The organism is Mesorhizobium ciceri WSM4083, from assembly GCF_000519305.1.
Classification (GTDB): Bacteria; Pseudomonadota; Alphaproteobacteria; order Rhizobiales; family Rhizobiaceae; genus Mesorhizobium; species Mesorhizobium ciceri_B.
On record NZ_KI912610.1, the window covers coordinates 695,026 to 719,687 of the forward strand.

Annotated in this window: 22 protein-coding genes; 4 read left to right on the forward strand and 18 right to left on the reverse strand. The window is 63.5% G+C overall.

The features are described from left to right. Positions 1-34: 34 nt before the first annotated feature. From MESCI2_RS0129410 to MESCI2_RS0129435, 6 genes are all read right to left on the reverse strand, one after another. Positions 35-1,141, reverse strand: coding sequence for a DUF1513 domain-containing protein (locus tag MESCI2_RS0129410; RefSeq protein WP_027039589.1), 1,107 nt, complete (start codon positions 1,139-1,141; stop codon positions 35-37). Between the two features lie 65 nt (positions 1,142-1,206). Continuing rightward, the gene (locus MESCI2_RS0129415; RefSeq protein ID WP_027039590.1) at positions 1,207-2,286 is read right to left on the reverse strand and encodes an imelysin family protein; all 1,080 of its coding nucleotides are present in this window, start codon (positions 2,284-2,286) and stop codon (positions 1,207-1,209) included. Further along, entirely contained in the window at positions 2,286-3,887 is a 1,602-nt protein-coding gene (locus MESCI2_RS0129420; RefSeq protein ID WP_027039591.1) for a di-heme oxidoredictase family protein, read from the reverse strand. Before MESCI2_RS0129420 ends, MESCI2_RS0129415 begins: the two co-directional genes overlap by 1 nt. A gap of 12 nt (positions 3,888-3,899) precedes the next feature. Continuing rightward, positions 3,900-4,385 carry a bacterioferritin gene (gene bfr, locus MESCI2_RS0129425; RefSeq protein ID WP_013527914.1) on the reverse strand — a complete coding sequence of 162 codons (486 nt, stop codon included), beginning with the start codon at positions 4,383-4,385 and terminating at the stop codon, positions 3,900-3,902. Next, the gene (locus MESCI2_RS0129430) at positions 4,351-4,662 is read right to left on the reverse strand and encodes a (2Fe-2S)-binding protein (protein ID WP_023811421.1); all 312 of its coding nucleotides are present in this window, start codon (positions 4,660-4,662) and stop codon (positions 4,351-4,353) included. Before MESCI2_RS0129430 ends, bfr begins: the two co-directional genes overlap by 35 nt. A gap of 113 nt (positions 4,663-4,775) precedes the next feature. Beyond that, positions 4,776-6,065, reverse strand: a complete 1,290-nt coding sequence (locus MESCI2_RS0129435; RefSeq protein WP_027039592.1) for an imelysin family protein — start codon at positions 6,063-6,065, stop codon at positions 4,776-4,778. A gap of 433 nt (positions 6,066-6,498) precedes the next feature. Here MESCI2_RS0129435 and MESCI2_RS0129440 point away from each other — a divergent pair, with 433 nt between their 5' ends. After that, positions 6,499-7,752 (forward strand): NAD(P)/FAD-dependent oxidoreductase, encoded by a 1,254-nt coding sequence (locus MESCI2_RS0129440; RefSeq protein ID WP_027039593.1) that lies wholly within the window; start codon positions 6,499-6,501, stop codon positions 7,750-7,752. A gap of 116 nt (positions 7,753-7,868) precedes the next feature. Here the strand turns inward: MESCI2_RS0129440 and MESCI2_RS0129445 are convergent, their stop codons facing one another. Next, positions 7,869-9,146, reverse strand: coding sequence for a 4-aminobutyrate--2-oxoglutarate transaminase (locus MESCI2_RS0129445; RefSeq protein WP_023811424.1), 1,278 nt, complete (start codon positions 9,144-9,146; stop codon positions 7,869-7,871). 248 nt (positions 9,147-9,394) lie between these two features. On the opposite strand from MESCI2_RS0129445, the gene MESCI2_RS0129450 reads away from it, so the two are divergent. Genes MESCI2_RS0129450 through MESCI2_RS01000000135880 form a run of 3 tightly spaced genes read left to right on the forward strand, consistent with a single transcriptional unit; the run spans position 9,395 to position 14,705 of the window. Continuing rightward, positions 9,395-10,534 (forward strand): efflux RND transporter periplasmic adaptor subunit, encoded by a 1,140-nt coding sequence (locus MESCI2_RS0129450; protein WP_027039594.1) that lies wholly within the window; start codon positions 9,395-9,397, stop codon positions 10,532-10,534. Further along, a complete protein-coding gene (locus MESCI2_RS0129455) occupies positions 10,531-11,610 on the forward strand; it encodes an efflux RND transporter periplasmic adaptor subunit (RefSeq protein ID WP_027039595.1) in 1,080 nt (359 codons plus the stop codon). Before MESCI2_RS0129450 ends, MESCI2_RS0129455 begins: the two co-directional genes overlap by 4 nt. After that, positions 11,607-14,705, forward strand: coding sequence for an efflux RND transporter permease subunit (locus MESCI2_RS01000000135880; RefSeq protein ID WP_032901420.1), 3,099 nt, complete (start codon positions 11,607-11,609; stop codon positions 14,703-14,705). The genes MESCI2_RS0129455 and MESCI2_RS01000000135880 overlap by 4 nt, the downstream gene beginning before the upstream one ends. Before the next feature lie 12 nt (positions 14,706-14,717). Here MESCI2_RS01000000135880 and MESCI2_RS0129465 read toward each other — a convergent pair whose 3' ends face one another. The 11 genes from MESCI2_RS0129465 to MESCI2_RS0129520 form a co-directional block, all read right to left on the reverse strand. Continuing rightward, a complete protein-coding gene (locus tag MESCI2_RS0129465; protein WP_027039596.1) occupies positions 14,718-15,032 on the reverse strand; it encodes a hypothetical protein in 315 nt (104 codons plus the stop codon). Positions 15,033-15,078: 46 nt separating this feature from the next. Next, a complete protein-coding gene (locus MESCI2_RS0129470) occupies positions 15,079-15,828 on the reverse strand; it encodes an ABC transporter ATP-binding protein (RefSeq protein WP_027039597.1) in 750 nt (249 codons plus the stop codon). Further along, positions 15,825-16,670: an ABC transporter ATP-binding protein gene (locus tag MESCI2_RS0129475; RefSeq protein ID WP_027039598.1), complete on the reverse strand. Its 846-nt coding sequence runs from the start codon at positions 16,668-16,670 to the stop codon at positions 15,825-15,827. Before MESCI2_RS0129475 ends, MESCI2_RS0129470 begins: the two co-directional genes overlap by 4 nt. Then, a complete protein-coding gene (nikC, locus tag MESCI2_RS0129480; protein ID WP_027039599.1) occupies positions 16,667-17,587 on the reverse strand; it encodes a nickel transporter permease in 921 nt (306 codons plus the stop codon). The genes MESCI2_RS0129475 and nikC overlap by 4 nt, the downstream gene beginning before the upstream one ends. Continuing rightward, entirely contained in the window at positions 17,584-18,651 is a 1,068-nt protein-coding gene (locus tag MESCI2_RS0129485; RefSeq protein ID WP_027039600.1) for an ABC transporter permease, read from the reverse strand. Before MESCI2_RS0129485 ends, nikC begins: the two co-directional genes overlap by 4 nt. Positions 18,652-18,669: 18 nt before the next feature. Beyond that, positions 18,670-20,313 carry an ABC transporter substrate-binding protein gene (locus tag MESCI2_RS0129490; RefSeq protein WP_027039601.1) on the reverse strand — a complete coding sequence of 548 codons (1,644 nt, stop codon included), beginning with the start codon at positions 20,311-20,313 and terminating at the stop codon, positions 18,670-18,672. 262 nt (positions 20,314-20,575) lie between these two features. Continuing rightward, entirely contained in the window at positions 20,576-21,835 is a 1,260-nt protein-coding gene (locus tag MESCI2_RS0129500) for a lytic murein transglycosylase (RefSeq protein ID WP_027039602.1), read from the reverse strand. Between the two features lie 26 nt (positions 21,836-21,861). Continuing rightward, positions 21,862-22,467 (reverse strand): recombination mediator RecR, encoded by a 606-nt coding sequence (gene recR / locus MESCI2_RS0129505; RefSeq protein WP_027039603.1) that lies wholly within the window; start codon positions 22,465-22,467, stop codon positions 21,862-21,864. Between the two features lie 227 nt (positions 22,468-22,694). Then, positions 22,695-23,627 (reverse strand): cell wall hydrolase, encoded by a 933-nt coding sequence (locus MESCI2_RS0129510; RefSeq protein WP_027039604.1) that lies wholly within the window; start codon positions 23,625-23,627, stop codon positions 22,695-22,697. A gap of 254 nt (positions 23,628-23,881) precedes the next feature. Next, entirely contained in the window at positions 23,882-24,289 is a 408-nt protein-coding gene (locus MESCI2_RS0129515) for a hypothetical protein (RefSeq protein WP_027039605.1), read from the reverse strand. Between the two features lie 21 nt (positions 24,290-24,310). Then, positions 24,311-24,634: a YbaB/EbfC family nucleoid-associated protein gene (locus tag MESCI2_RS0129520; protein WP_027039606.1), complete on the reverse strand. Its 324-nt coding sequence runs from the start codon at positions 24,632-24,634 to the stop codon at positions 24,311-24,313. Between the last annotated feature and the right edge of the window lie 28 nt (positions 24,635-24,662).

Below are 24,662 nucleotides of genomic sequence, written 5' to 3' on the forward strand. Positions count from 1 at the left end.
AGTGCATAATTCGTTAAGCGGCTTCGCTTGTAGCCTATGCGGCCTGTTCGATGCGCAGCACGTGGTTGTCCCAGACATAGTCCGGTTCGGAGCGCGTCGCACCGCTGCCCTCGACGATCTCGCCGGCGCCGGTGGTGGCCATGAAGCCGGTTCCATCGGGAGCCACGCCGCAGACCTCGACCAGCGCGCTGTTCGCGACGACCCGGCCGCTGGCCGCATCGATGACGACAAGCGAATTGCCTTCCGGCGAAGAGACCGCGACGGTGCCGGCAGCCGGATTGGCGGCGACCGAGCCTATGTAGTTGCGGAAGCCGGACAAAACGTCCTGCGGCATGTCGAGCAGTTGCAGATCCTTGCCGCGCGTGGCGCGGCCGACCAGCAACGGACGATCGGTGCCCGGCCCCCTGTACTGGCAGCCGAACCAGACGGTCCCGGACGGATCGGTGTCCATGTGGCGGATCGACAGCTGATGCAGTGCGGCCGGCAATTCATGCTTCTCGACAAGGTTTCCGGTGATGCGGTCTATCAGCACGTAGGACGGCTTCATGGTGGCGATGTTGAGCTCGGCACGGCCGTAATCCGGATGGGTCTCGATGCCGCCATTTGCAACCGCAATCGTCCTGCCATCGCCTAGGAGCAGAAGCTCGTGCGGACCCATGCCATAGGTCGGGAACTCGCCGACACGGCTGAATTTCGCCCGCGCATCGTAGACGCCGACGACGCCAGCGGCGTTGTCGAAGTCGTTTTCGGTGGCATAGAGCAGCGCCCCGTCGGCCGAGAACACGCCATGGCCGAAGAAATGCCGGCCGGCGATGCTGGCGATGGTCAACGGCGCATCACGGCCCGAATGGTCGAAAACCACGGCAAAGGTGCCGGGTTGGCGCGCGAAGACCACCGAGCGTTTCGATATCGGATCGAAAGTGACGTCGTGGCCGCGATCAGGCAGGTCGATCGCATGCAGGACCTTGCCGGCCTCGGACAGGACGGCAGCGCCAAAGCTGCCGTCGCGTTTGACGAAAGCGGTGGCGAAGACGGCGTCGGCCGCAAGCGTCGTTGCCCAGGCCGATGGCGCCATCGCGGCCATGAAGCCAACGCCTGCAGCTCTCAGGAAATCGCGGCGATCTATCAGAGGGGTTTTCAAGGATCAATCTCTCTTCTTGAGCATGATCTTTTCCGAAAACCGGCTTCCACTTTTCGGGATCATGCTCAGTCCCCATCCAGCGAGGAGAAGCCTGCAGTCAGGCCGAATTCGGCGGTCAACCTGGTGCCGATCAGGGTCGACAGGCTGGAGGTGATCAGCGCGAAATGATCGAGCTTGTCGCGCAATGCCGGATCGGCAAGCGCCTTGTCGATTGGACCGCTGACGGCCTTAGCGGTGGCGACACCGTTGACCAGCTGGATATGGATCGATTCGGCCATCCAACGCGCATCGGCCGGCAGAGCATCGCCAAGTTTCGAGGCCTGGAACAGCGTATCGATGCCGGAGAGGTTGCCGGCCAGCGACGCGGTGGTGTTTTGCGAGCGCCAATAGATCGCTTGCTTCGGCTTGTCCGCGCCCGGCTTGCCGCCGAAAAACCCTTTCAGGCGCACGTCGCGCACCATTTCCAGCTCATTGATGAAGACGCCGACCAGCTCGGTCACTGCTTCATTGCCGTCGCGGTAGAGCGCGTTCTGCGGCCCCGGATTGGCCCAAAGCGCTGCAAAGCCGTCCGGCTTGTTCCAGGCGGCGCTGACCTCACCGGCCATGGTTTCGATGTTGCCGGCAACAGCAGTGCCATAAGCGCAGCGGTAGGGATCATCCTTGCCGGCAAGTGCATCGGCGCCGTCGCCGTAAAGAACGAATTCGAGCGCGCCCAGCCCCTGCATGGCAACGCTCTTGCCGGCCAGTTGTGCCGGATCGGTCGCGGTTGGATCCTTGGCCGACAGCGCCGCCTGCACCTGCTTCAGGCCAATGCTCTTGCGATCCGGCCAGAACAGCATGCGTTCCAGCCGGTTGTTCTCCTTGATCGGCCCGAAGCCGATGATTTCGGCTGACGACCAGGCATAGACCGTGGCGGAGAATTCGGACCGTGCGGCATCGAGTTCTCCTTGCGAGGGCGTGACGCATAGCTCGCGCATGGATTCGGTCAAGGCTTCCGCATGCTCGTGCAGGCCGGCATAGGCCGGGCGGACGAAGCCATCGATCGCCCGCTGGATGATGTCGGAGGCTTTGACCGCCGCCGACGCAGGGACAACGCCCAGCAGGGCCAGCGGAAGAACGAGAAACAATGCAGAACGCTTGAACATCACAATGACTCCAGGAATTTGAGCAGCGCGTCACGCTCAGTCGCGCTGGCGGCGGCAAAGCGGTCGCGCGCTTTCTGCGCCTCGCCGCCATGCCACAGGATCGCCTCGGTCAGGCTGCGCGCGCGCCCGTCATGCAGGAAGAAGGAATTGCCGTTTACCGTCTCGGTCAGGCCGATGCCCCACAGCGGCGGCGTGCGCCATTCAGTGCCCGTCGCATCGCCCACAGCCTGGCCATCGGCCAGATCAGGCCCCATGTCGTGCAGCAGGAAGTCGGAATAGGGCCAGATCAACTGGAAGGCCTGCGCCTTGTTGGGCGTATCGCGGCGCGTGACGAATTTCGGTGTGTGGCAGGCAATGCAGCCGATCTCGTAGAATGTTTTTTTGCCCGCGAGCACGTCCGGCCGATCGAGGTCGCGGCGCGACGGCACGGCCAGGTTCTGCGAATAGAAGGTGACGAGATCCATCACCGGCGGCGGCGCCTCGACCGGGCCAAGGCGTTGCTGCACGCCGTTCGGCATGGCGAGGCATTTTACCTCAGCAGCAGTGCAATCGCCCCAATGCTTCGACTCTTCGGGCGTCGAGATGCCGATGTCGCCGGCAAAGGCGTCCGCCGCTTGCTGGCGGATCGACGCGGTCTGTGCCTTCCAGCCGAAACGGCCAAGCGTCAGTTCTCCGTTCAGGCTATCGCGCACGATGTTCGGCCTGCCGGAAATGCCGTCGCCGTCCCTGTCGTCCGGATCGGCGTGGGCGAGAATATCAGCCGGCGCGATCTGTTCGATCAGGCCCAGGCCGATCATCGGCGGGGTCAGGCGCGGCGACAGCGTGGTGCGCGGGCCAAGCGGCCCGTAGCCAAGGCCGTCAACCGAATAGCTCGGCTTGCGCAAGGAGATCACAGTGCCGTCCGTCAGCTCTACCTTACGTTCCTGATAGTCGATATGCATCCTGCCTTCACTGGGCAGGCCGGGTACGGCGAGCTCCTGCAATTGTGTGCCGTAGACCGGGTCGGGGAAGTTGAGCACCTTGTGGTCGGCAAGCGCCGCCTTGTCTTCCACGCTGCTGGCGTCGCGGGCCAGCCGCAGGAACATCGACGTGGTGCCGGCGTTGCCTTGCGGCGGGCGGCCGCGGCCATCCTTCAGATGGCAGTTCTGGCAGGCACGTTCGTTGAACAGCGGGCCGAGCCCGTCCGACGCCTGCGTCGAGGATGGCGACGAGACCCAGTTTTTGCGGAAAAGGGCATTGCCGAGCTTGAAGTCGCCCTCTTCCTCGAAGGTGATGTTGGCCGAGGATTGCGAGAAGGAATCGCGGCTGACGTCCTTTCGGGACGTGCCGGCGCCACCTTGCATCAGTTCGAACTGCTCTGGCCTGGAAAAATCCGTGGTCGGCCTGGTGACGGCGATGACGCGCGCCTGATCCTTCGCATTGAGGTCGGTGCGCGTGGTGGCGAGCCCGACCGGCGGAAGATCACCCGCCATCGCCGAAGAGGCAAGCGCCAACACGAGCATGACACAGCGCCGACGCGCCAATCCGGCTGGCGTCTTGCGAAGGAGCGGCGAGCCATTGGCCCGCCGCGAGCGGCGCACGAGTTCTAGCAGGCGCCGCATTCCCGCATGCCCTTACTCCGCCTCGTCCGCCGATGCGGCGTTGAGCTGGCCGTATTTCTCCTCGCCGATCGAGGCAAGCAGGTCGAGCTGCGTCTCGAGGAAGTCGATGTGTCCCTCCTCGTCGGCCAGCAATTCCTCGAACAGCTTCATCGTCACATAGTCGCCAGCGTCGTTGCAGATTTCGCGCGAGCGCTTGTAGGCGGTACGTGCGTCATATTCGCCGGCAAGGTCGGATTCGAGCACTTCCTTGACGTTCTGCCCGATGCGCAGCGGCGCCACGGACTGCAGGTTCGGATGGCCTTCGAGGAAGATGATGCGGGCGACGAGCTTGTCGGCATGGTGCATCTCCTCGATCGATTCCGCCCGCTCCTTCTTTGCCAGCTTGGCGTATCCCCAGTCCTCAAGCAGACGGAAATGCACCCAGTACTGATTGACGGCCCCGAGTTCCAGAAAAAGGGCCTCGTTAAGCCGCTCGATGATCTGCGGATCGCCTTTCATGAATTCTGCTCCCGTATTGGACGCGCAGGCCTCTGACGCGATCCAGGTGTGAAACGACATCCACGCCGCTCGCCTCCGAGCGGGCGTGGTAATTTTCGGTGACCCGAATGATCGTTTCCACCACATTTGGGAAGCAGCCGCAACAGCGACCGCGCTTTTGCATGGCATGATAGATCTTCGCCGGCACGATCAGCTGCCAGGGATCCTGGTCCAGCAGCCCGACGATCGTCTGCTCGATCTCCTTCTCGGTGATGATATTGCAATGACAAATCAGCATTGGCTTGCTCGGCTGGCTGACGGCGTCTCCCGCGCCGTGTGGCTTGATTTTCTAGCGGAGGCCGTTCCAAAGCCGGTTGTCCGGCTCCGGATCAGTCTCCTGTCTTTCGGCCCTTACTTGAACACCTTGTCCGGCGCGTCGAGGCTGTCGGACCCTTCGAAGGCGATGGTGCTGAGCTTCAGGGAGCCGACGGCACGCTCAATCGACTTGGTCTGATCGATCAGCGCATCGATCGCCGCCTGCACGGTGGCGTTGCCTTCAACGTTGCCCTCGGCGATCTGCTGGTCATAGGCCTCCCCGGCCAGTGCACGCGCCTTGATCGCCTCCATCTTGGCGACCGAAACATCGAGCTTGTCGGACAGTTCCTTGTCGATCGCCGGATCGGCCGCCTTCACCATATCGGCCACCGAAGGACCCGAAACGACGGTGCCGTCGAGACGCGTGTAGCTCGCATGATAGGCCGCGCGAATGCCGATGGCGTCGTAGAGATGCGAATTGTAGGTGTTGTCGGAGAAGCAATCGTGCTCCTCTTCCGGATCATGCAGCAGCAGGCCGAGCTTCATGCGCTCGCCGGCCAGTTCGCCGTAGGACAGCGAGCCCATGCCGGTGAAGATGGTCGAGATCGCCGTGTTCGGCTCGCCATCGACGAGAGCCTTGCGGGCGGCGCCGTCTTCCTTCCAGTTGCCGACCATCTCCTGAAGATCCGAAACCAGAAGGTCGCTGGCCGATTTCAGATACTCGGCGCGACGGTCGCAATTACCGCCGGTGCAGTTCTTGAGGTCGTAGTCGGTGAAGGGGCGCTCGCCGGCACCCGGGCCGGTGCCATGCAGGTCCTGGCCCCAAAGCAGGAATTCGATGGCGTGATAGCCGGTGGCTACATTGGCCTCGATGCCGCCGGCTCCCTGCAGCGTGCCGGAGAGGAATTCCGGCGAAAGCTTCGATGCATCGACCTTCTTGCCGTTGATCTCGATCTCCTTGTTGGCGATCACATTGGCCGTGTAGAGCGCGTTCGCGTCCGATTCGGTGCCGTAGCTCTTGGCGACGTAGTCGATCAAGCCTTCATCCAGCGGCCAGGAATTCACCTTGCCTTCCCAGTCGTCGACGATCTTGTTGCCGAAGCGGTAGACTTCGGTCTGCTGGTAGGGAACGCGCGATGCCTTCCAGGCGTCACGGGCGGCGTTGAGGGTTTCCACCGATGGTGTGGCGAGCAGCGCGTCGACCGCCTTGTCGAGCGTCTGCGCGGTGGTCAGCGAATCCTCATATTTGGCCAGCGCGATGTCGGAATAGGTCTTGATGACCGCCTTTGCATCGGTTTCCGCCTTTGCCGGCAACACGAATACCGCCGCCGTCAGCAGGGCAGTGGCGCCGATCGCCGCAAGCCTGCTGCCATATCGTGCTGTCATGATCACTCTCCAGTTTCTCGGAAATTCTGTAAACGGCGCGCACGCCAACCGGCGCCAGGCCATCTGCGGGCCATTGGGCGCAAAAGATGCCGCGCGATCGCGCGGTTCGCGGAAGAAAGACACCAAAATGCCTCCAATCGAAAGGGTTCAAGGCCCAGACATTAAAGGGATGCGCTGATGCGCGAGCTTCCATAAAGCTGCGAGATCGTCGGATGTCAATGACAATCCGCAGGAAAAGTCAATTGAAACAACAGTTTAGAATTATTCTAAACTACGACTGTCAACTTTATGCATTTTCCTGCACCGGTCTTGCCGCTGAACTGTGCGATTGACAGCCGCCATCCCGGATGCGACCCGCAAAAGCTCGCTTGCAGCGGTGCCAGACAATTGCCATCTGGCGGAACATCCTAGGGTAGAATCGGGATTGAGTGCGATGAAGAACGGTGTGGTCATTGTCGGCGCGGGTCATGCGGGCGTGCAAGCGGCCGCAAGTCTGCGCGAGGACGGCTATGACGGGCCGGTGATCCTCGTCGGTGACGAGGACGAACTGCCCTATCACAAGCCGCCGCTGTCGAAGACCTTCATCAAGGATGCCGAGGCCAAGCCACAACCCTTGCGCGGCGAGGCCTTCTACACAGGCAGCGCCATCGATTACCGGCCTAGCGTCAGGATCGATCGCATCGATGCCGGACGCCGCAGCTTGGATATTGCCGGCGGGGGTGCGCTTGCCTTCGACCACCTGATCCTGGCGACAGGCTCGCGCCCGCGCACCTTGCCGTTGCCCGGCTCGGACCTGTCGGGCGTGCTGTCGCTGCGTTCGCTGGCCGATGCGCGGCTGATCCGCGAGCTCAGCGCGCGGAGCGACGAGGTCGTCATCCTCGGCGGCGGTTTCATCGGGCTGGAGATCGCAGCCACACTGCGGGCCGCCGGTCGCACGGTGACAGTGGTGGAAGCCGTGGACCGGCTGCTCGGCCGCGCCGTGGCGCCGGTCGTGGCGAGCCACGTCCGGCAACGGCTGGAAGCGACAGGCGTGCGCATCCTCACCGGCACCTCGATCGCCAGGCTCGATGGCGAAAACGGTCATGTCGTGGCTGCCATCACCTCATCAGGCGAAAGGCTGCCGGCGCGCATGGTCATCGTCGGCATTGGTGCCGTGCCGAATGTCGAACTGGCGCAGGCGGCCGACCTTAGCATCGCCAACGGCATCCGCGTCGATCATCAGATGCGCACGTCGTTGCCGGAGATTCTAGCCATTGGCGATGCTGCCTCCTACCGTCACTGGTTCACCGGCGGCGACGTGCGGCTGGAATCGGTGCAGAATGCCACCGACCAGGCGCGGCTTGCCGCGCGCACGATATCGGGCCATGCCGACGCCTATTCGGCGGTGCCATGGTTCTGGTCCGACATCGGCGACATGAAGCTGCAGATGGTCGGCCTGACCGCCGGCGGCGACAGCCATGTCGTGCTGGGCGACCTGCCCGACAACAAATTCTCGATCTACCACTATGCCGGCGACCGGCTGCTCGGCATCGAATCGGTCAACCGTCCCGGCGACCATATGCTTGGCCGCAAGATGTTGGGCGCCGGCTTCTCGCCGACGCTGCAGACGGTGGCCATGGGTCCCGAAGGGCTGAAGGCTGCACTGGCCGCGTTTCAGCAGGATGAGCCTGCCAGGGCTGCGGGCTAGCCCCCGCTTACCCTCCCCCTTGTGGGGAGGGTCGCTGCGAAGCAGCGGGGTGGGGTCTGCGCGAGGCCCCCACCCGGACCTTCGGTCCGACCTCCCCACAAGGGGGAGGTAGAAGTTCAGGCGGCGCAGACTTCGCGGATCGAGCTTTCCAGAATGTCGAGCGCTTCGTTCATGACTTCGTCCTGGATGGTGATCGGCGCCAGGAAGCGGATGACGTTGCCGTAGACGCCGCAGGTCAGCAGGATCAGGCCCTTGTCGAGCGCCTTCAGCCGGATCGCATTGGCGATCTCGGCCGACGGCAGGCCCTTCTTGACGTCGTTGAATTCGACCGCGTTCATGAAGCCGAGGCCTCTGATGTCGACGATCTCGGGCACGTCGTCACGGATCGACTGCAGCCGCTGCTTCAGCCTTGCGCCCAGCGTGTTGGCGCGGTCGCACAGGTTTTCGTCCTCGATGACGTCGAGCACGGCGTGCGCGGCGGCAACGCCGATCGGGCTGCCGCCATAGGTGCCGCCGAGTCCGCCGGGGCCGGGCGCATCCATGATTTCGGCGCGGCCGGTGACCGCTGCCAGCGGGAAACCGCCGGCCAGGCTCTTGGCCATGGTGGTGATGTCGGCGGCCACCTCATGGTGATCCATCGCAAACATCTTGCCGGTGCGGGCAAAGCCGGTCTGCACTTCGTCGGCGATCAGCAGCATGCCGTGCTGGTCGCAAAGCTTGCGCAGCGCAACCAGGAAGTCACGCGGCGCGTCGTAGAAGCCGCCCTCGCCCTGAACCGGCTCGATGATGATGGCGGCGACGCGGGCCGGATCGACATCGGCCTTGAACAGCCGGTCGAGCGCGGCCAGCGAGTCGGCGACCGAGACACCGTGCAGCGGCACCGGGAACGGCGCATGATAGACGTCGCCCGGCATGGCGCCGAAGCCTACCTTGTAGGGCACGACCTTGCCGGTCAGTGCCATGCCCATGAAGGTGCGGCCATGGAAACCGCCGGCGAAGGCGATGACCGCCTGACGGCCGGTGGCATTGCGGGCGATCTTGATGGCGTTCTCGACCGCCTCGGCCCCGGTGGTGACGAAGATCGTCTTCTTCTCGAATTTGCCAGGCAGCATGCCGTTCAGCCGTTCGGCCAGGCGCACATAGCTCTCATAGGGCACCACCTGGTGGCAGGTGTGGGTGAAGCGGTCGAGTTGTGCCTTGACCGCCTCGATCACCCTGGGATGGCGATGCCCGGTGTTGACGACGGCGATGCCCGAGGAGAAATCGATATAGCGACGCCCCTCGACATCCCAGATTTCCGAATTTTCAGCACGGTCGGCATAGATCTGCGTGGTCATGCCGACGCCGCGGGAAATCGATTGGTTCTTGCGTTCGGAAATGGCTGAATTCTTCATCGTATCCCTCACCGGGCCGGCGCCCGTCCTGTTTGATGCCGTTGAGACGTCTTCTGACCTTATTTCACGTTTTCCTCAAGTCGGCACCACCGGCAGGCGATTGGGCCTGCGACAGGTGGATCCCGGCGCTTAACCAGTTGCCCGATACACGTACGAGACCGGTTTCCTTTTCCCGGGGATCGACTATCCTCCAGATATCCGCGAGGTCTCGCGGTCCGCGCGAGCCGCCCACGGGGCTGGGGGAGTCCATGAGCAGGAACGCGACATCGTCCGTCTCGCGGCCGTCGGTCAAAACCCCCTGCCTGTTTTCTTGTCCGATCGCCTCGGTGCTTTTCGCTTGCACGGCGGCTCTTCTGCTAACCGGCTGCCAGAAGCAGGAGGCGGCGGACAAGAAATTGCCGGTCATGGTGCGCACCGAAACCGTGGCGATGGCCGACTATGCGCCGAGAACCTCGCTGACCGGGGTGATCGCGGCGCGTACGCTGAACAATCTGTCGTTCCGGGTCGGCGGTCGCGTCGCCGAACGGTTTGTCGATGTCGGCCAGCATGTCGATCAAGGCACGGTGCTCGCCCGGATCGATCCGCAGGAGCAGGAATCCGATTTGCGCTCGGCGCAGGCCGATCTCGACGCGGCACAGGCGCAATTGACCCAGTCCGCCGCCGCCTTCGAACGGCAGAAGACGCTGCTCGCCCAGGGTTTTACCACCAGGCGCGATTATGACGCCGCGGACCAGGCCCTGAAGGTGGCACAAGGCAGCGTCGATGCCGCGCAGAGCGCATTCGCCAACGCCCAGCAAAACCTGTCCTTCACCGAGCTCAAGGCCGGTGCCGCCGGCGTGATTACCGCCCGCCAAGTCGAAACCGGCCAAGTGATGCAAGCCGCGCAAACCGTCTTCACTATCGCCGAGGACGGTGACCGCGACGCGGTGTTCAACGTGCAGGAGACGCTGGTCGCCAAGACGCCGGCATCGCCAGCGGTGACGATCACGCTGTTGTCCGACCCGCAGATCAGGGCGACGGGCAAGGTGCGCGAAATCTCGCCGGCGGTCGACCCTGCTTCCGGCTCGATCCGGGTCAAGGTCGCCATTCCCGACACCCCCGCCGGCATGCCGCTTGGCGCGGCTGTCATCGGCTCGGTCAGCGCCAAGCCAGCAAAGGCGATCCTGCTGCCCTGGCAGGCGCTGACGTCCAGCGGCGGCAAGCCGGCGGTCTGGATCGTCGATCCCTCGACCAAGGCAGTGACGATGGCGCCGGTCGAAGTGCTGGCGTTCAATTCGGGCACGGTCGTGATCGCCAAGGGGCTGGACGCGGGCCAGAGCGTCGTCACCGCTGGAGGACAGCTGCTCAGCCCTGGACAGACGATCGAGATATCGGGAGCGGGCCAATGAGCCGGACGCCACGCATCCTGCTCGGCGTGCTCATGCTCGGCACGCTCGCTTCCTGCTCGAAGTCCGATGAAAAGCCGCCCGAGATCATCCGGCCGGTGCTGTCGGTGGTGATCGAGCCAAGCACCACCCAGGTCTTCGGCTTCGCCGGTTCGGTCGAACCGCAGGTCAGCGCCGACCTTGCCTTCCGCCTGCTTGGTCGGGTCGTCTCGCGCGATGTCAATGTCGGCGACATCGTCAGCAAAGGCACGACGATAGCGGCGCTCGATCCGGCCGCACTGGAGTTGGGCCTCCAAGCGGCCAAGGCGGAACTGTCCAATGCCGAGGCGCAGTTCGCCAACGCCGCCGCCAGCGAGGAACGGCAGCGCCAGTTGCTCGCCTCGGCCAACGCCACGCAAGCTGTCTTCGATGCCGCGCAGCAGGCGCGCAAAGCTGCGGAGGCAGGTGTCGAGCGGGCCAAGGCTTCGCTTGCCAAATCGCAGGAACAGCTCGGCTATGCCAGGCTGTTTTCTGATTTCGACGGCGTCGTCACTGCCGTCGGTGCCGAGGTCGGCCAGACGGTTTCTCCCGGCCAGACGGTCGTCACCGTGGCGCGTTCGGACCTGCGCGAGGCGGTGGTCGACATTCCCGATCAATTGACCGGTGATCTTGAGGCCGGCACGCCCTTCCAGGTGATCCTGCAGTCGCTGCCGACGATCCAGACCGGGGCCAAGCTGCGCGAGATCGCACCGCAATCCGAGGGCTCGACCCGCACGCGGCGCGTCAAGCTGACGCTCACGGATCCGCCACAGGCGTTCCGGCTCGGCTCGACGGTGACGGCGACCCGCATGACCAAGGTTGTGCCAAGGATCGAGTTGCCCATGTCGGCGCTGCTCGAAAAGAACGGTTCCGAAAAAGTGTGGATCGTCGACCCGCAGACATCGAGTGTGAGCACGCGCGACATCAAGGTCGCGTCGAAGAATGGCGGCACCTTCACGGTGGCCGAAGGGCTTGAGGCCGGAATGCGTGTGGTCACTGCGGGCGCCCACAGCCTGAGCGAAGGCCAAAAGGTGAAAGTGCCCGAGGGAGGGGCCTCATGAAAGGCTTCAATCTCTCCGACTGGGCGCTCAACCACCGCTCCATGGTCTGGTATTTCATGCTGGTCTTCGTCGTGGCTGGCGTGTTCTCCTACCTCAATCTCGGCCGTGAAGAAGACCCCAACTTCACCATCAAGACGATGATCATCCAGGCCAACTGGCCGGGCGCCTCGGTCAAGGAAACCGTGCAGCAGGTGACCGACCGTATCGAGAAGAAACTCGAGGAACTCGACAGCCTCGACTACACCAAGTCCGTCACCACGGCCGGCCAGACCGTCATCTTCGTCAACCTGAAGGACACCACCAAGGCACGCGACGTCGTGCCGAACTGGATTCAGGTGCGCAACATGGTCAACGACATCGCGGCGCAGTTTCCGCAGGGGGTGCAGGGACCGTTCTTCAACGACCGCTTCGGCGACGTCTATGGCAACATCTACGCCTTCACATCGGACGGGCTGACGCCGCGCCAGTTGCGCGACTATGTCGAGGACGCCAGGACAAAAATCCTGACCGTGCCCAACGCCGGCAAGGTCGACCTCGTCGGCGCCCAGGACGAGGCGATCTATCTCGAATTCTCGACCCGCCAGATCGCCGCCCTTGGCCTCAACCAGCAGGCGATCGTGGCGAGCCTGCAAGCGCAGAACGCGATCACGCCGTCCGGTGTCATCCAGTCGGGGCCGGAGCGCATCAGCGTGCGTGTCGGCGGGCAGTTCACCTCCGAGGACAGCCTTCGCGCCATCAATCTGCGCGTCAATGACCGCTTCTTCCGGCTGAGCGATGTGGCGACGATCACACGCGGCTATGTCGATCCGCCAGCGGCACTGTTCCGCTTCAACGGCCAGGACGCGATCGGGCTCGCCATCGGCATGAAGCCCAACGCCAACCTGCTCGAATTCGGCGAGGCGCTGCATAAGGAGATGGACAAGGTGCTGGCCGACCTGCCGGTCGGCGTCGGCGTGCATCTGGTCGCCGACCAGCCGGTCATCGTCGAGGAGGCGGTCTCGGGCTTTACGCGCGCGCTGTTCGAGGCGGTGGCGATCGTGCTCGCGGTGTCCTTCATCAGCCTCGGCATGCGCGCCGGCTTCGTCGTGGCGCTGTCGATCCCGCTGGTCCTGGCCATCACCTTCACGGTCATGGCCTATCTCGGCATTTCTTTGCAACGTATTTCCCTGGGTGCGCTGATCATCTCGCTCGGGCTTCTGGTCGACGACGCGATGATCGCGGTCGAGATGATGGTGGCGCGGCTGGAGGTCGGCGACAATCTGCGCAAGGCGGCGACCTATGTCTACACCTCGACCGCCTTCCCGATGTTGACCGGAACGCTGGTGACGGTTGCCGGCTTCATCCCGATCGGCCTCAACAACAGCGCCGCCGGCGAATACACCTTCACCCTGTTCGTCGTCATCGCGGTGTCGCTGCTGGTGTCATGGGTCGTGGCGGTGCTGTTTGCGCCACTGCTCGGCGTCACCATCCTGCCGGCGACGATGAAAACCAAGCATCACGACCAGCCCGGCCGCTTCACCTCGCTTTTCCGGCGGGTGCTTGTCGGCTCGGTGCGCCATCACTGGCTGACCATCATCGTCACCGTGCTTTTATTTGCCGGCTCGATCGCCGGCTTCGGCCTGGTGCAGCAGCAGTTCTTTCCGCCATCGGACCGGCCGGAGCTGATCGTCGACTGGAACCTGCCGCAGAATGCCTCGATCGCCGATACGCGCGACCAGATGGAGCGGTTCGAGCAGCGGGCGCTGGTCGGCAATCCCGACATCGACCATTTTTCATCCTATATCGGCCAGGGCGCGGTGCGTTTTGTGCTCGCCTATGACGTGCAGCCGGCCAACCCCTATTTCGGCCAGACCGTCATCGTCACCAAAAGCATCGCGGCCCGCAACCGGGTCAAGCCGGCGCTTGAAAGACTGCTGCGCGAGGAGTTCGTCGGCACCGACGCCTTCGTCAAGCCGCTCGAACTCGGACCGCCGGTCGGCCGCCCGGTGCAGTATCGCGTCGGCGGTCCCAACATCCAGACGGTGCGCGAACTGGCGCAGCAATTCGCCGGTGTCATCTCCGCCAATCCAAAGCTAGCCGCGCCGACCTTCGACTGGAACGAGCCGCAGCGCGTGCTGAGGGTCGACGTGCTGCAGGACAAGGCACGCCAGCTCGGCATCACCTCTTCCGACATCGCCAGCGCGCTGAACAGTACGGTCGGCGGCGCCACCATCACGCAGGTGCGCGACGCTACCTATCTGATCAATGTCGTGGCGCGCTCGCGTGGGTCCGAACGCGGCTCGATCGAGACGTTGCAGAACATGCAATTGCCGACCAGTACCGGCGAGGCGATCCCGCTCGCGGCCGTCGCCAACTTCCGCTACGATCTGGAGCAGCCAACGGTGTGGCGACGCGACCGCATTCCAACCATCACCGTGCGCGCCGGACTGGTCGGCGACGTGCTGCCGGCCACCGTCGTCAACGAATTGAAGCCATCGGTCGATGCCTTCACCGCCAAGCTGCCGCCGGGCTATTCAATTGAGACCGCCGGCTCGGTCGAGGAGAGCGGCAAAAGCCAGGGACCGATCGCCGCCGTCGTGCCGTTGATGCTGTTCGTCATGGCGACGATCCTGATGGTGCAATTGCAAAGCTTCCAGCGCCTGTTCCTGGTCGTCGCCGTAGCGCCGCTCGGCCTGATCGGCGTGGTGGCGGCCTTGGTGCCCAGCGGCGCGCCGCTTGGCTTTGTCGCCATCCTCGGCGTGCTGGCCCTGATCGGCATCCTGATCCGCAACTCGGTCATCCTGATTGTGCAGATCGAGGATCTGGTCGCCGAGGGCAAGGACCGCTGGGCGGCCGTCATTGAGGCGACGGAACACCGCATGCGGCCGATCGCACTGACGGCGGCGGCCGCCAGCCTGGCGCTGATCCCGATCGCGCGCGAAGTGTTCTGGGGGCCGATGGCCTATGCCATGATGGGCGGCATCGTCGCCGGTACTGCGATCACGCTGCTGTTCCTGCCGGCGCTTTATGTGACGTGGTTCAGGATCAAGGAGCCGAAAGGCCAGGAAGAGCCCTCCGTTCTGGAGAACGGCGAACAGGCACAAGGCTCAACTTAAGGCTTTGCCGGGTCATTCGTTGTCGTTGGAGGGTACAGGGTGCGACCTGGCGCGTTGCCACGGCGACGATCTTGAGATGCGCCACGCATGCCAGCCTTCTGGCAAGTCGGCCAACGACTGGATGCTTTCGTCCCGCTGCACAACGTTTTGCAAGCTGACGATCATGATATCGCCTTCGTCAACAGGTCCCCTTTCGCTGTTGTGGAATTGCCAACTGCCGTCGTCATCGTCATGCGAGACGTAGGCAATCCAGTCGCCACGCGTAACTATGCCCCTATCCACAAACACCGCGACATTGGGTGGATCTGCAAACTTCCACTCCTCCATGGTAGTTCCCCCAAGACGGGTTGTTCTGTGCACAGGAAGAACGAATTCAGGCGGTTCTCACAAACCCGTCGCTGGCCCGCAACAGATTGCGCGTATAATCCTTGGTTACGCGGCGTTCGACAAGGTCTGCCGCCGCCAGATTCTCCACAGCCTCGCCGCTTTGCATCACCATCAGCCGTTCGCACATATGGGTGATGATGGCGAGGTCGTGGCTGACCATAAGGAAGGTCAGCTTGCGCCGCCTGCGTACCTCTTCCAACAGGTTGAGCACTTCCGCCTGCACCGAGGCGTCGAGCGCCGAGGTCGGCTCGTCGAGCAGCAGGATCGACGGTTCGAGAATCAGTGCACGCGCGATCGCCACGCGCTGGCGCTGGCCGCCGGAGAGCTGGTGCGAATAGCGGAACCGAAAACCGTTGCCGAGGCCGACCTCGTCGAGCGCCCGCTGGATGCGCTTTTCGCCGTCGGCAAAGCCATGGATGGCAAGCGGTTCCTGCAGCAGCCGGTCGACGGTCTGGCGCGGGTGCAGCGAGCCGTACGGATCCTGGAAGACCATCTGCACTTCGCGGTAGAAGGCCTTGTCGCGGCGTGGCCCAAGCGTCTTGCCGTTGACGACGATGCTGCCCGATGCGACCGGCGCAAGGCCGGCGATGGCCCGCAGCAGCGTCGATTTGCCGGAGCCGGATTCACCGACCAGGCCGAAGGATTCGCCCGGCTGCACGTCGAGGCTGACACCCTTCAGCGCGCGAAAACGGTCGAAGATCACTTCCAGCCTGTCGACGGCAATCGCGGAAGTCATGCCGCCCACTCCGGCTTGCGGTCGAGCACCGGCAGCGGGTGGCGGTCGGCACCGATCTTGGGCATGCAGTTGAGCAGGCCGCGCGTGTAGGGGTGCTGGGCCTGGCCGAGTTCTGACGCCTTGAGCTGCTCGACCACCTTGCCGGCATACATGACGATGACGCGGTCGCAGAACGATGAGACCAGGCGCAGATCGTGCGAGATGAAGATCAGCCCCATGCCGCGCTCGCTGACCAGCCGGTCGAGGATGCCGAGCACATCGAGCTGCACGGTGACGTCGAGCGCCGAGGTCGGCTCGTCGGCGATCATCATTTCCGGACCGGCGATCAGCATCATGGCGATCATGGCGCGCTGGCCCATGCCGCCCGAAACTTCATGCGGATGCAAATTGAAGACACGAGAGGGATCACGTATCTGCACCGCCTCCAGCATGGCCAATGCACGGTCGCGTGCCTCGGCCTTGCCGACCTTTTCATGGGTGCGCAGCGTCTCGACGATCTGGCGACCGATGCTCATCACCGGGTCGAGCGAATATTTCGGATCCTGCAGGATCATGGCGATGCGCTTGCCGCGCAGCGCCCGGCGTTCGCGTGGCGAGACGCTGAGCAGGTCGATGCCGTCGAAGGCGAGCTTGTTGGCCGATATCCGCGCCTGCGGCGGCGTCAGGCCCATGATGGCGCGGCCGGTCTGCGATTTTCCCGAGCCGGACTCGCCGACGATGCCGAGCCGTTCGCGACCGAGCGAAAAGGAGACGCCGCGCACCGCCTCGATCAGCCCGGTGCGGGTCGGGAAGGTGACGCGCAGGTCGTCGACGTCGAGAAGCGTCTTCGTTTCTCTGCTCATTGGTCACCACTACGGGGATCGAGCGCGTCGCGCAGGCCGTCGCCGAGCAGATTGAAACCGAGGCTGACAATGAGGATGGCGAAGCCCGGCGCACCGGCCACCCACCATTGGTCGAGCACGAAGCGGCGACCGGACGCGATCATCGTGCCCCATTCGGGCAGCGGCGGCTGCGCGCCGAGTCCGAGGAAACCGAGCCCGGCGGCGGTCAGGATGATGCCGGCCATGTCGAGCGTCACCCTGACGATCAGGGACGAAATGCAAAGCGGCATGATATGGCGCAGCACGATGCGAAAGGGCGAGGCGCCCATCAGCTGCACCGCCTTGATGTAATCGGAATTGCGCACCGTCAGCGTCTCGGCGCGCGCGATACGGGCGTAGGGCGGCCATGAGGTGATGGCGATGGCCAGCACCGCATTCTCAATGCCGGGGCCCAGTGCTGCGACAAAGGCCAGCGCCAGGATCAGCTTGGGAAAGGCGAGGAAGATGTCGGTGATGCGCATCAGGATGGCGTCGGTCCAGCCGCCGGCATAGCCGGCCACCGTGCCGACCAAGAGGCCGATCGGTGCCGCGATGATGGCCACCAGGATGACCACATAAAGCGTCCAACGCGAGCCGTAGAGGATGCGCGACAGGATATCGCGGCCGAGATCGTCGGTGCCGAACCAGTGCTCGGCGCTCGGCGCCAGCAGGCGCGCGTTCTTCAGGTCGCCGAACGTCGGAGAATAGGGCGCCAGCACGCCGGCAAGGGCGGCGACGACCAGCAAGGCAATGATGATGAGCAGGCCGAGAAAGGCCAGCCGGTTGGCGGAAAAGCGCCGCCACGCCACATAGGCGCGGCCGAGCCTTGCCTGCATGCGCGAGGCCGGCCGTTCGCTGAGCAGCCAGTCCCGACGACTCTGGATAGTGTCGGCGCTCATTGAACCTTCGTCCTCGGATCGAGCACCCGATACAGCAGGTCGGAGAGGAGATTGATGGCGATGAACACCGAGCCGATGACTATGGTGCCGCCGAGCACCGCATTCATGTCGGCGTTCTGCAGCGAATTGGTGATGTAAAGGCCGATGCCCGGCCACGAGAACACGGTTTCGGTGAGCACCGAGCCTTCGAGCAGCCCGGCATAGGAGAGCGCGATCACCGTCACCATCGGCACCGCCGCATTGCGCAGCGCGTGGCCCCAGATGATGCGGGTTTCCGACAGGCCCTTGGCGCGCGCCGCGACGATGTATTCCTGGGACAGTTCGTTGAGCATGAACGAACGCGTCATGCGGCTGATATAGGCGAGCGAGAAGTAGCCGAGCAGCGAGGCCGGCAGGATGATGTGGCGGAAGGCGTCGTAAAAAACGTCCCACTGCCCCTGCATCGCGGAGTCGAGGAGATAGAAGCCCGTGATCGGCGTAAAAGTGTATTCGTAGACGACGTCGAGCCGCGCCGGAAAGGCAACCCATTGCAGCTTGGCATAAAACAGCACCAGCCCCAGCAGCCCCAGCCAGAAGATCGGCACGGAATAGCCGATCAAGCCGATGACGCGCACGATCTGGTCGATGAGGCTGCCGCGCTTGACCGCCGCCAGCACGCCGAGCGGCACGCCGAACAACGCGCCGATCAGCGTTCCGAGCGTCGCAAGTTCCGTAGTTGCCGGAAGCGCCCGGCGAATGTCAGTCATGACCGGATTGGTGGTCAGCACGGAGACGCCGAAATTGCCGTTCAGCGCATTCTTCACATAGATGTAGAATTGCTCGATCAACGGCAGATCGAGGCCCATCTCGCGGCGCGTGCGCTCGACGACATTGGCCGGCGCCCGGTCGCCGAGCACCGCCAGCACCGGGTCGATCGGAATGACGCGGCCGATGAAGAAGGTGACCGCGAGCAGACCAAGATAGGTCGTGATCGCAATGACCAGGAAACGGCCAAGCGATGATGCGATAGCGACGGCGCGGGCGCTGCCGCGCCCCGCCGCCATTTCTTTTTCAACCGCGCTCATGCGGCGTGTCCGCGAGCATTATTCCTTGGACACCGGTCCGACGAAATTGCTGTCGAAGCTCGGGCCGAGCGCAAAGCCCTTGAGGTTCTTGCGCAGGCCGGCCACTTCCAGCTGCTGGTGGATGACGACGAAGGGGCTGGTGTCGAGGATCTTCTTCTCGAGATCCTTGTACATGTCGGCGCGTTTGCCGGCATCCTTCTCGAGCAGTGCTGCTTCCGTCTCCTTGGTCAGGTCCGGAATGTCCCAGGCGTTGCGCCAGGCGAGCGTCTTGGACTTGCCCGCATCCGAATTGTCCGGGTTAGAGGCAAAGGTCTGGGCGTTGGAATTCGGGTCGAAATAATCCTGGCCCCACTGGCCGATATAGATGTCGTGGTTGCGGGCGCGGTATTTGGTCAGCGTCTGCTTGCCGTCGCCCGGGATGATCTCGAGCTTGATGCCGGCCTGGCCAAGCGTCTGCTGGATCGATTCCGCCATGCCTGTCGTCGGCTGGCCGGTGCGTACGTCCATGGTTACGCTGAAGCCGTCGGGCAGGCCGGCCTTGGCCAGCAATTCCTTGGCCTTGGCGACGTCGAGCTTGAACGGATTCTCGTCGAGTTCCCCGAGCACGCCCTTGGGCAGGAAGGTCTGGTGGATTTCGCCGATGCCCTTGAGGATCGTCGAGCTCAGCGCATCATAGTCGACCAGATATTTGAACGCCTGGCGCACCTCGGGCTTGGCAAGGTTGGCATTCTTCTGGTTGAGGCTGATGTAATAGACCGTGCCCTTCGGCGCGCTGGTGGTGGTGAGGTCGGCGTTCTTGGCGATGGCGTCGAGGTCGTTCGGCTCGAGATTGCGGGCAACGTCGATGTCGCCGGCCTCCAGCGCCAGGCGCTGGCCCGAGCTTTCCTTCATGTTGCGGTAGATGACGCGGGCGAGTTTGGCCTTCTCGCCATGGTAGTTGTCGTTGCGCTCCATGACGACGGCTTCGTTGGCGCGCCATTCACGCAGCTTGTAGGCGCCCGAACCGGCATAGCCGGTTTTCAGCCAGGCATTGCCGAAGTCATTGTCCCATTTGTAGTCGGCACTGGGGGTCACGGCCGCGATATGCTCCTTGACCAGCTTGGCGTCGACGACCGACGCAACCGTGGCCGACAGGCAGTTCAGCACGAAGCTTGGCGCATAGGCCTTGTCGACAGTGAACTGGAAAGTGCTGTCGTCGACCGCCTTGGCCTTCTCGGTGACGTTGTCGCCGCTGATGCCGAATTGGCCGATGATGAAGGCCGGGCTCTTGTCGAGCTTGACGGCGCGTTCGAACGACCAGGCGACGTCGGCCGCGGTGATCGGATTGCCGGAGGCGAATTTGAGGCCGGGCTTGAGCTTGAACGTGTAGGTCAGCCCATCGTCGGAGACGGTCCAGCTTTCGGCGAGGTCGCCCTTGACCTTGGAGGTGTCGCTGAGGTCGAGACGGACCAGCAGATCATAGGTATTGCCGGTGACCTCGGCGGTCGACAACTCGAACGCCTCGCCCGGATCCATGGAGATGATGTCGTCGATCGCGAAACCTTCGACCAGCGTGTCGGCGGGCGTGACCGCACCGGCGGGCGCGCCGGCCAGAAGCAGTGCGGACATGGCCGCACCCGCAAGCAGGAAGCGAGAGCGTAGAGCAAACTTTTCCATCATCATCGTGATTGTTCCCTGTTTTGTTGTTTGTTGACCTGAGTTCCCGGCTCAGGGTTGTGGAATTCTTTTCGGGCCTGGAGACGGCCCCACCGACCTCTTACCGTTGCGGTTTTTGTCCAGTTGGTCAACACCATATCCGGCGGCCTCGTGGCGGGCAACGAGCATTTATACGACGGCTCGATGGGCCAGAAAGGCCGGCGGGATGTCGACGCATAGGCCAGCCAATCGAGGCTGCCGAGTCGGGGAAATCTGGCGAATGTCGCGGCTACTTCAGCGCCGCGACCAGGTCGGCGTCAGGGAAGCAGGTGGCGGCGCGGCCGTTCTTGGCTTGCCACGTGCCGATCGAACGGCGGGTCTTGAAGCCGGGCAGGCCATCGGCGCTGCCGACATCATAGCCCTTGGCTTCCAGCGACCGCTGCAGGGCCGCGATGTCCGAACGGTGGAGCCCGCCAACCGCGCCCCAGCTGCCGGCGAAATTGCCATCGCCATGGGCGATGCGGTCGGCGCCGTGGCCTATGAACAGCGCGTAGAGGTCGCTGGTGTTGTATTGCTTCAGCACGTAGAAATTGGGTGTGGCGACAAAGGCCGGGCCGCTGCGCCCTGCCGGCATCAGCAGGAAGCCTTCGGCCTTCAGCTCACTCGCCGGAAACGGCTTTCCGCCGACGCGCTTGATGCCCATATCAGCCCATTGCGAGATTTTCTTGCCCTGGTCCGGGCCTTCCAGCGAACAGGAAACGCTTTCCGGCACCGTCACCTCGAAACCCCAGCCGCGGCCCTTTACCCAGCCATAGTGGACGAGATAATTGGCGATCGAGGCCAGCACGTCCGGCGTCGACTTCCAGATGTCGACGCGGCCGTCGCCGTCGAAATCGACGGCATGTTTCAGGAACGAGGTCGGCATGAATTGCGGCTGGCCGAGCGCGCCGGCCCAGGACGATTTCATCGCGCCGACAGGAGCCAGACCACGCTCGACGATCTCGAGTGCCGCAAGCAGTTCAGTGCGGAAGAAGTCCTTCCTGGTCGACATGAACGCCTTGGTGCCCAGCACCTCGAAGGCGTCGTAGGGTATCTTCGCCGCGCCGAATCCGGTCTCGCGGCCCCAGATCGCCAGCAGCACTTCGCCCGGCACACCATAGCGCCTTTCGATGGCGGCAAGTGTCCTGGCATTGGTGGCTTCGCGCGCCCGCCCGCCCGCCGTCACCGCGCGAACCGTCTTCTCGGCGAAATAGGCGCCGGGCGAACCGAATTCGGCCTGGTGCTGTTTCCGCGGCGTGGTCGCCTTCTCGCCGGGCTTGACCAGGTCGGGCAGCTTCAGATTGGGCTTGATGCCGTCGAAGGCGGCATCAAAGGTGGTTTTGGAAATGCCTTGTGACTTGGCCTGCGGCCAGAGGTCGTTCTGCAGCCAGGCGCGGAACTGGTCGTCGATCTTTGCGGCGGAGGCGGGGGTGGGAAGGAAGAGACTGGCTAGCGCGGCCAGAAGAAGTGCAGAGATGAGATTGCGAAGGTTGCGTTCCGTGGCAGTCATCTAAGCAAGCATCCCCGCCAATTGCGTCAAAACGCCGTCCGCGAGCGTAGCGCCGCGGCCAGCGTGCCCTCGTCGAGATAGTCGAGTTCGCCGCCGACCGGCACGCCATGCGCGAGCCGTGTCACCTTGATGTCGAAGCCGGACAGCTGATCGGTGAGGTAATGCGCGGTCGTCTGGCCCTCCACCGTCGCATTGACGGCGAGGATGATCTCCTTGACCTCGCCACCGGCAACGCGGTCGACCAGCGAGCGCATGTTGAGCTGGTCGGGGCCGATGCCGTCGAGCGGCGACAATGTGCCGCCGAGAACGTGGTAGCGCACATTCATCGCCGCCGCGCGCTCCAGCGCCCACAGGTCGGAGACGTCCTCGACGACGATGATGGTGCCGGCATCACGGCGCGGATCGGTGCAGATCATGCAAGGGTCCGATGTGTCGACATTGCCGCAGGTCGAGCAGATGCGCACTTTGTCGGCCGCCTCGGCCATGGCGGCGGCAAGCGGCGACAAAAGCTGCTCCTTCTTCTTGATCAGATGAAGGGCGGCACGCCTGGCCGAACGGGGTCCCAGCCCCGGCACCTTGGCCAGGAGTTGGATCAGGCGTTCGATCTCGGGACCGGCGATTCGCTTCGACATCGCTCTGATTTAGAGCAATTCCAGGAAAAGTGCGAAGCGGTTTTCCCGGGAAAAGCGCGAAGCGCTTCCCTTGGGAATTGCGTCAAAACGAAAAGCTGGAGCGGTTCACCGTTTCCGCGAAACGGTGAACCGCTCCAGGATTTTTCAGAGCGCTTTGGAACATCCCGCATCCGCATGAACCCGCCATATCGGCTTGGCGGACCATTGGACAGACCATAGAACGCAGATCAGTTGGCTTCGAGCGGCCGGCCCTGGCTGACAATCATCGCGCCGACGGCATCGGTGTTCTCAGGCGTCGACTGGAATCCCATCGACGCCTCCTGCGGCGCGTCCTCGACCGAGGAGATGACCCTTGTCCTTGCGTTCAAGGTTCCGCCAAAACGGGCGGCATCCGGTTCCTCCATCGGCTCCTGCATCGCCACCACCGTCGGCTCCGCCGAGACACGCGCGGATTTCGCGGCCGGCGCGGCGGTCGCTGTCACATAGGTCTGCAGGGCAGGGACGGACCGGACGGTGGCCGGCTTGGCCGGACGCACCGGCTCGGCGGACGCGACCAGCGTTACCGGTTCGGCTGACTTCTGCGGCGCCGCCGAGGCAATGGCGACCTGCGGCTCATCCGGCAGCGGCTGCCAGTTGCGGCCGCGCTTCTCGTAGAAGGCATTGCCGCCGGCAACCATGGTGTAATGCATGTTCTTGTAGGGGAAGCGCAGGCCGGCGGTGTGGAAAAACATCGTGTTCTTGAGCTTGGCCTTGCGCTCACCCTTGAGCACCGCGTCGGCGGCTTCCTCGACATCGGGCATTGCGCGTGAATTCATCGGCCTTGTCATGACGCCGGGGGCAAACTGCCCGCGCTCGCCCACCACCTGGCAGATGGTGCTACCGTGCTTGCCGGAGCGCAGCCGGTTCATCACCACAGTGCCGACCGCGATCATGCCGTCGCGGCTCGAGCGGTTGGATTCAAAGAACATCGCCCGTTCCAGGCATTCCTTGTCCTTTGGCGTGTGGCTGTAGGCCCGGGAGCTCAGGAAGCCCGGCGTGATGGCGTCGGTCAGGCTGGCGACGGACATGCCGTGTGAAGTGGTCTGGCTGCAGGCAGCCAAAAACAGGGGTGAAATGACGGCGCCGAGCAACAGCGGCGTCTTCCATCGCGTGGAAATCAACAGGTAACCCTCTCACTTCATGCCCGCCCCCAGGCTGCGGCAAGAATGAGACACTTTCGGGCAAAATGATGGCCAAAACGTTATTAAGAATGCACTGTTGCCAAATTGGCACAATTTCGTGGCTTTCCAGATAGATCGAGCCATCATTTCACAAAACCGATGACCCCTCTCTCTTTCTTTCGCCGCAATTGCCCCAAGGGAAAGCACTACGCGCTTCTCCCGGGCAAACGCTGTTCATTTTTGCTGGAACCGGTCTATCGCCCAGCCGCAATCACGGCCGGCTGGCCAGGCTCAAGTTCCTCGACCTTCTCCGAAAACAGGCCGCGCCGGAGGAACAGCGTCCGTGCCTCCCTGGCCGTCGGCGCAATCTTTCCCGGCCAGTCGCTGTCTATGAACTCGGCCTTGGTGAAGTCCGGATTTGTCTCGCTTGCCGCCTCCAGGAATTCGGCGATCTCAAGCACGATCGCGCGCTCGTCCTTTGAAAGCGCGGATGTGCCGGCTTCGATCGACGGGCGATGGACGAAATCCTCGAACAGATAGAAATAGCCCTTGATGCCGACGAGATCGACGCCGTCGTCACAATCGGCCAGGATTTCCAGGATCTCGTAGATCCTGTTGCGGATACGCTGCTCGATCAGTCTCTCGGAGGGCTCTTCGGTCATGTCGATCAGGCGCGCCGAATGCTAGAAGGGCAGTTTCATTCCCGGCGGGATCGGCAGACCTGCTGTCAGCGCCTTGGTCTTTTCCTGCATGATCTGCTCGACCTTGGTCTTGGCGTCGTTGTGAGCGGCCAGCACCAGGTCTTCCAGGATCTCGACATCGTCTTCCTTGAACAGAGACGGATCGATCTTCAGCGACTTCATCTCGAATTTTCCGGTCAGCGTCACGTTGACCATGCCGCCGCCGGCCTGGCCGGACGCTTCCAGCGTGGCGATCTCGTCCTGCATGGCCTGGAACTTGGCCTGCATTTCCTTCGCCTTGCCCATCAGGCCGAGAAGATCTTTCATGGTCGGGTCCTTTGCGGATTCGTGGCTG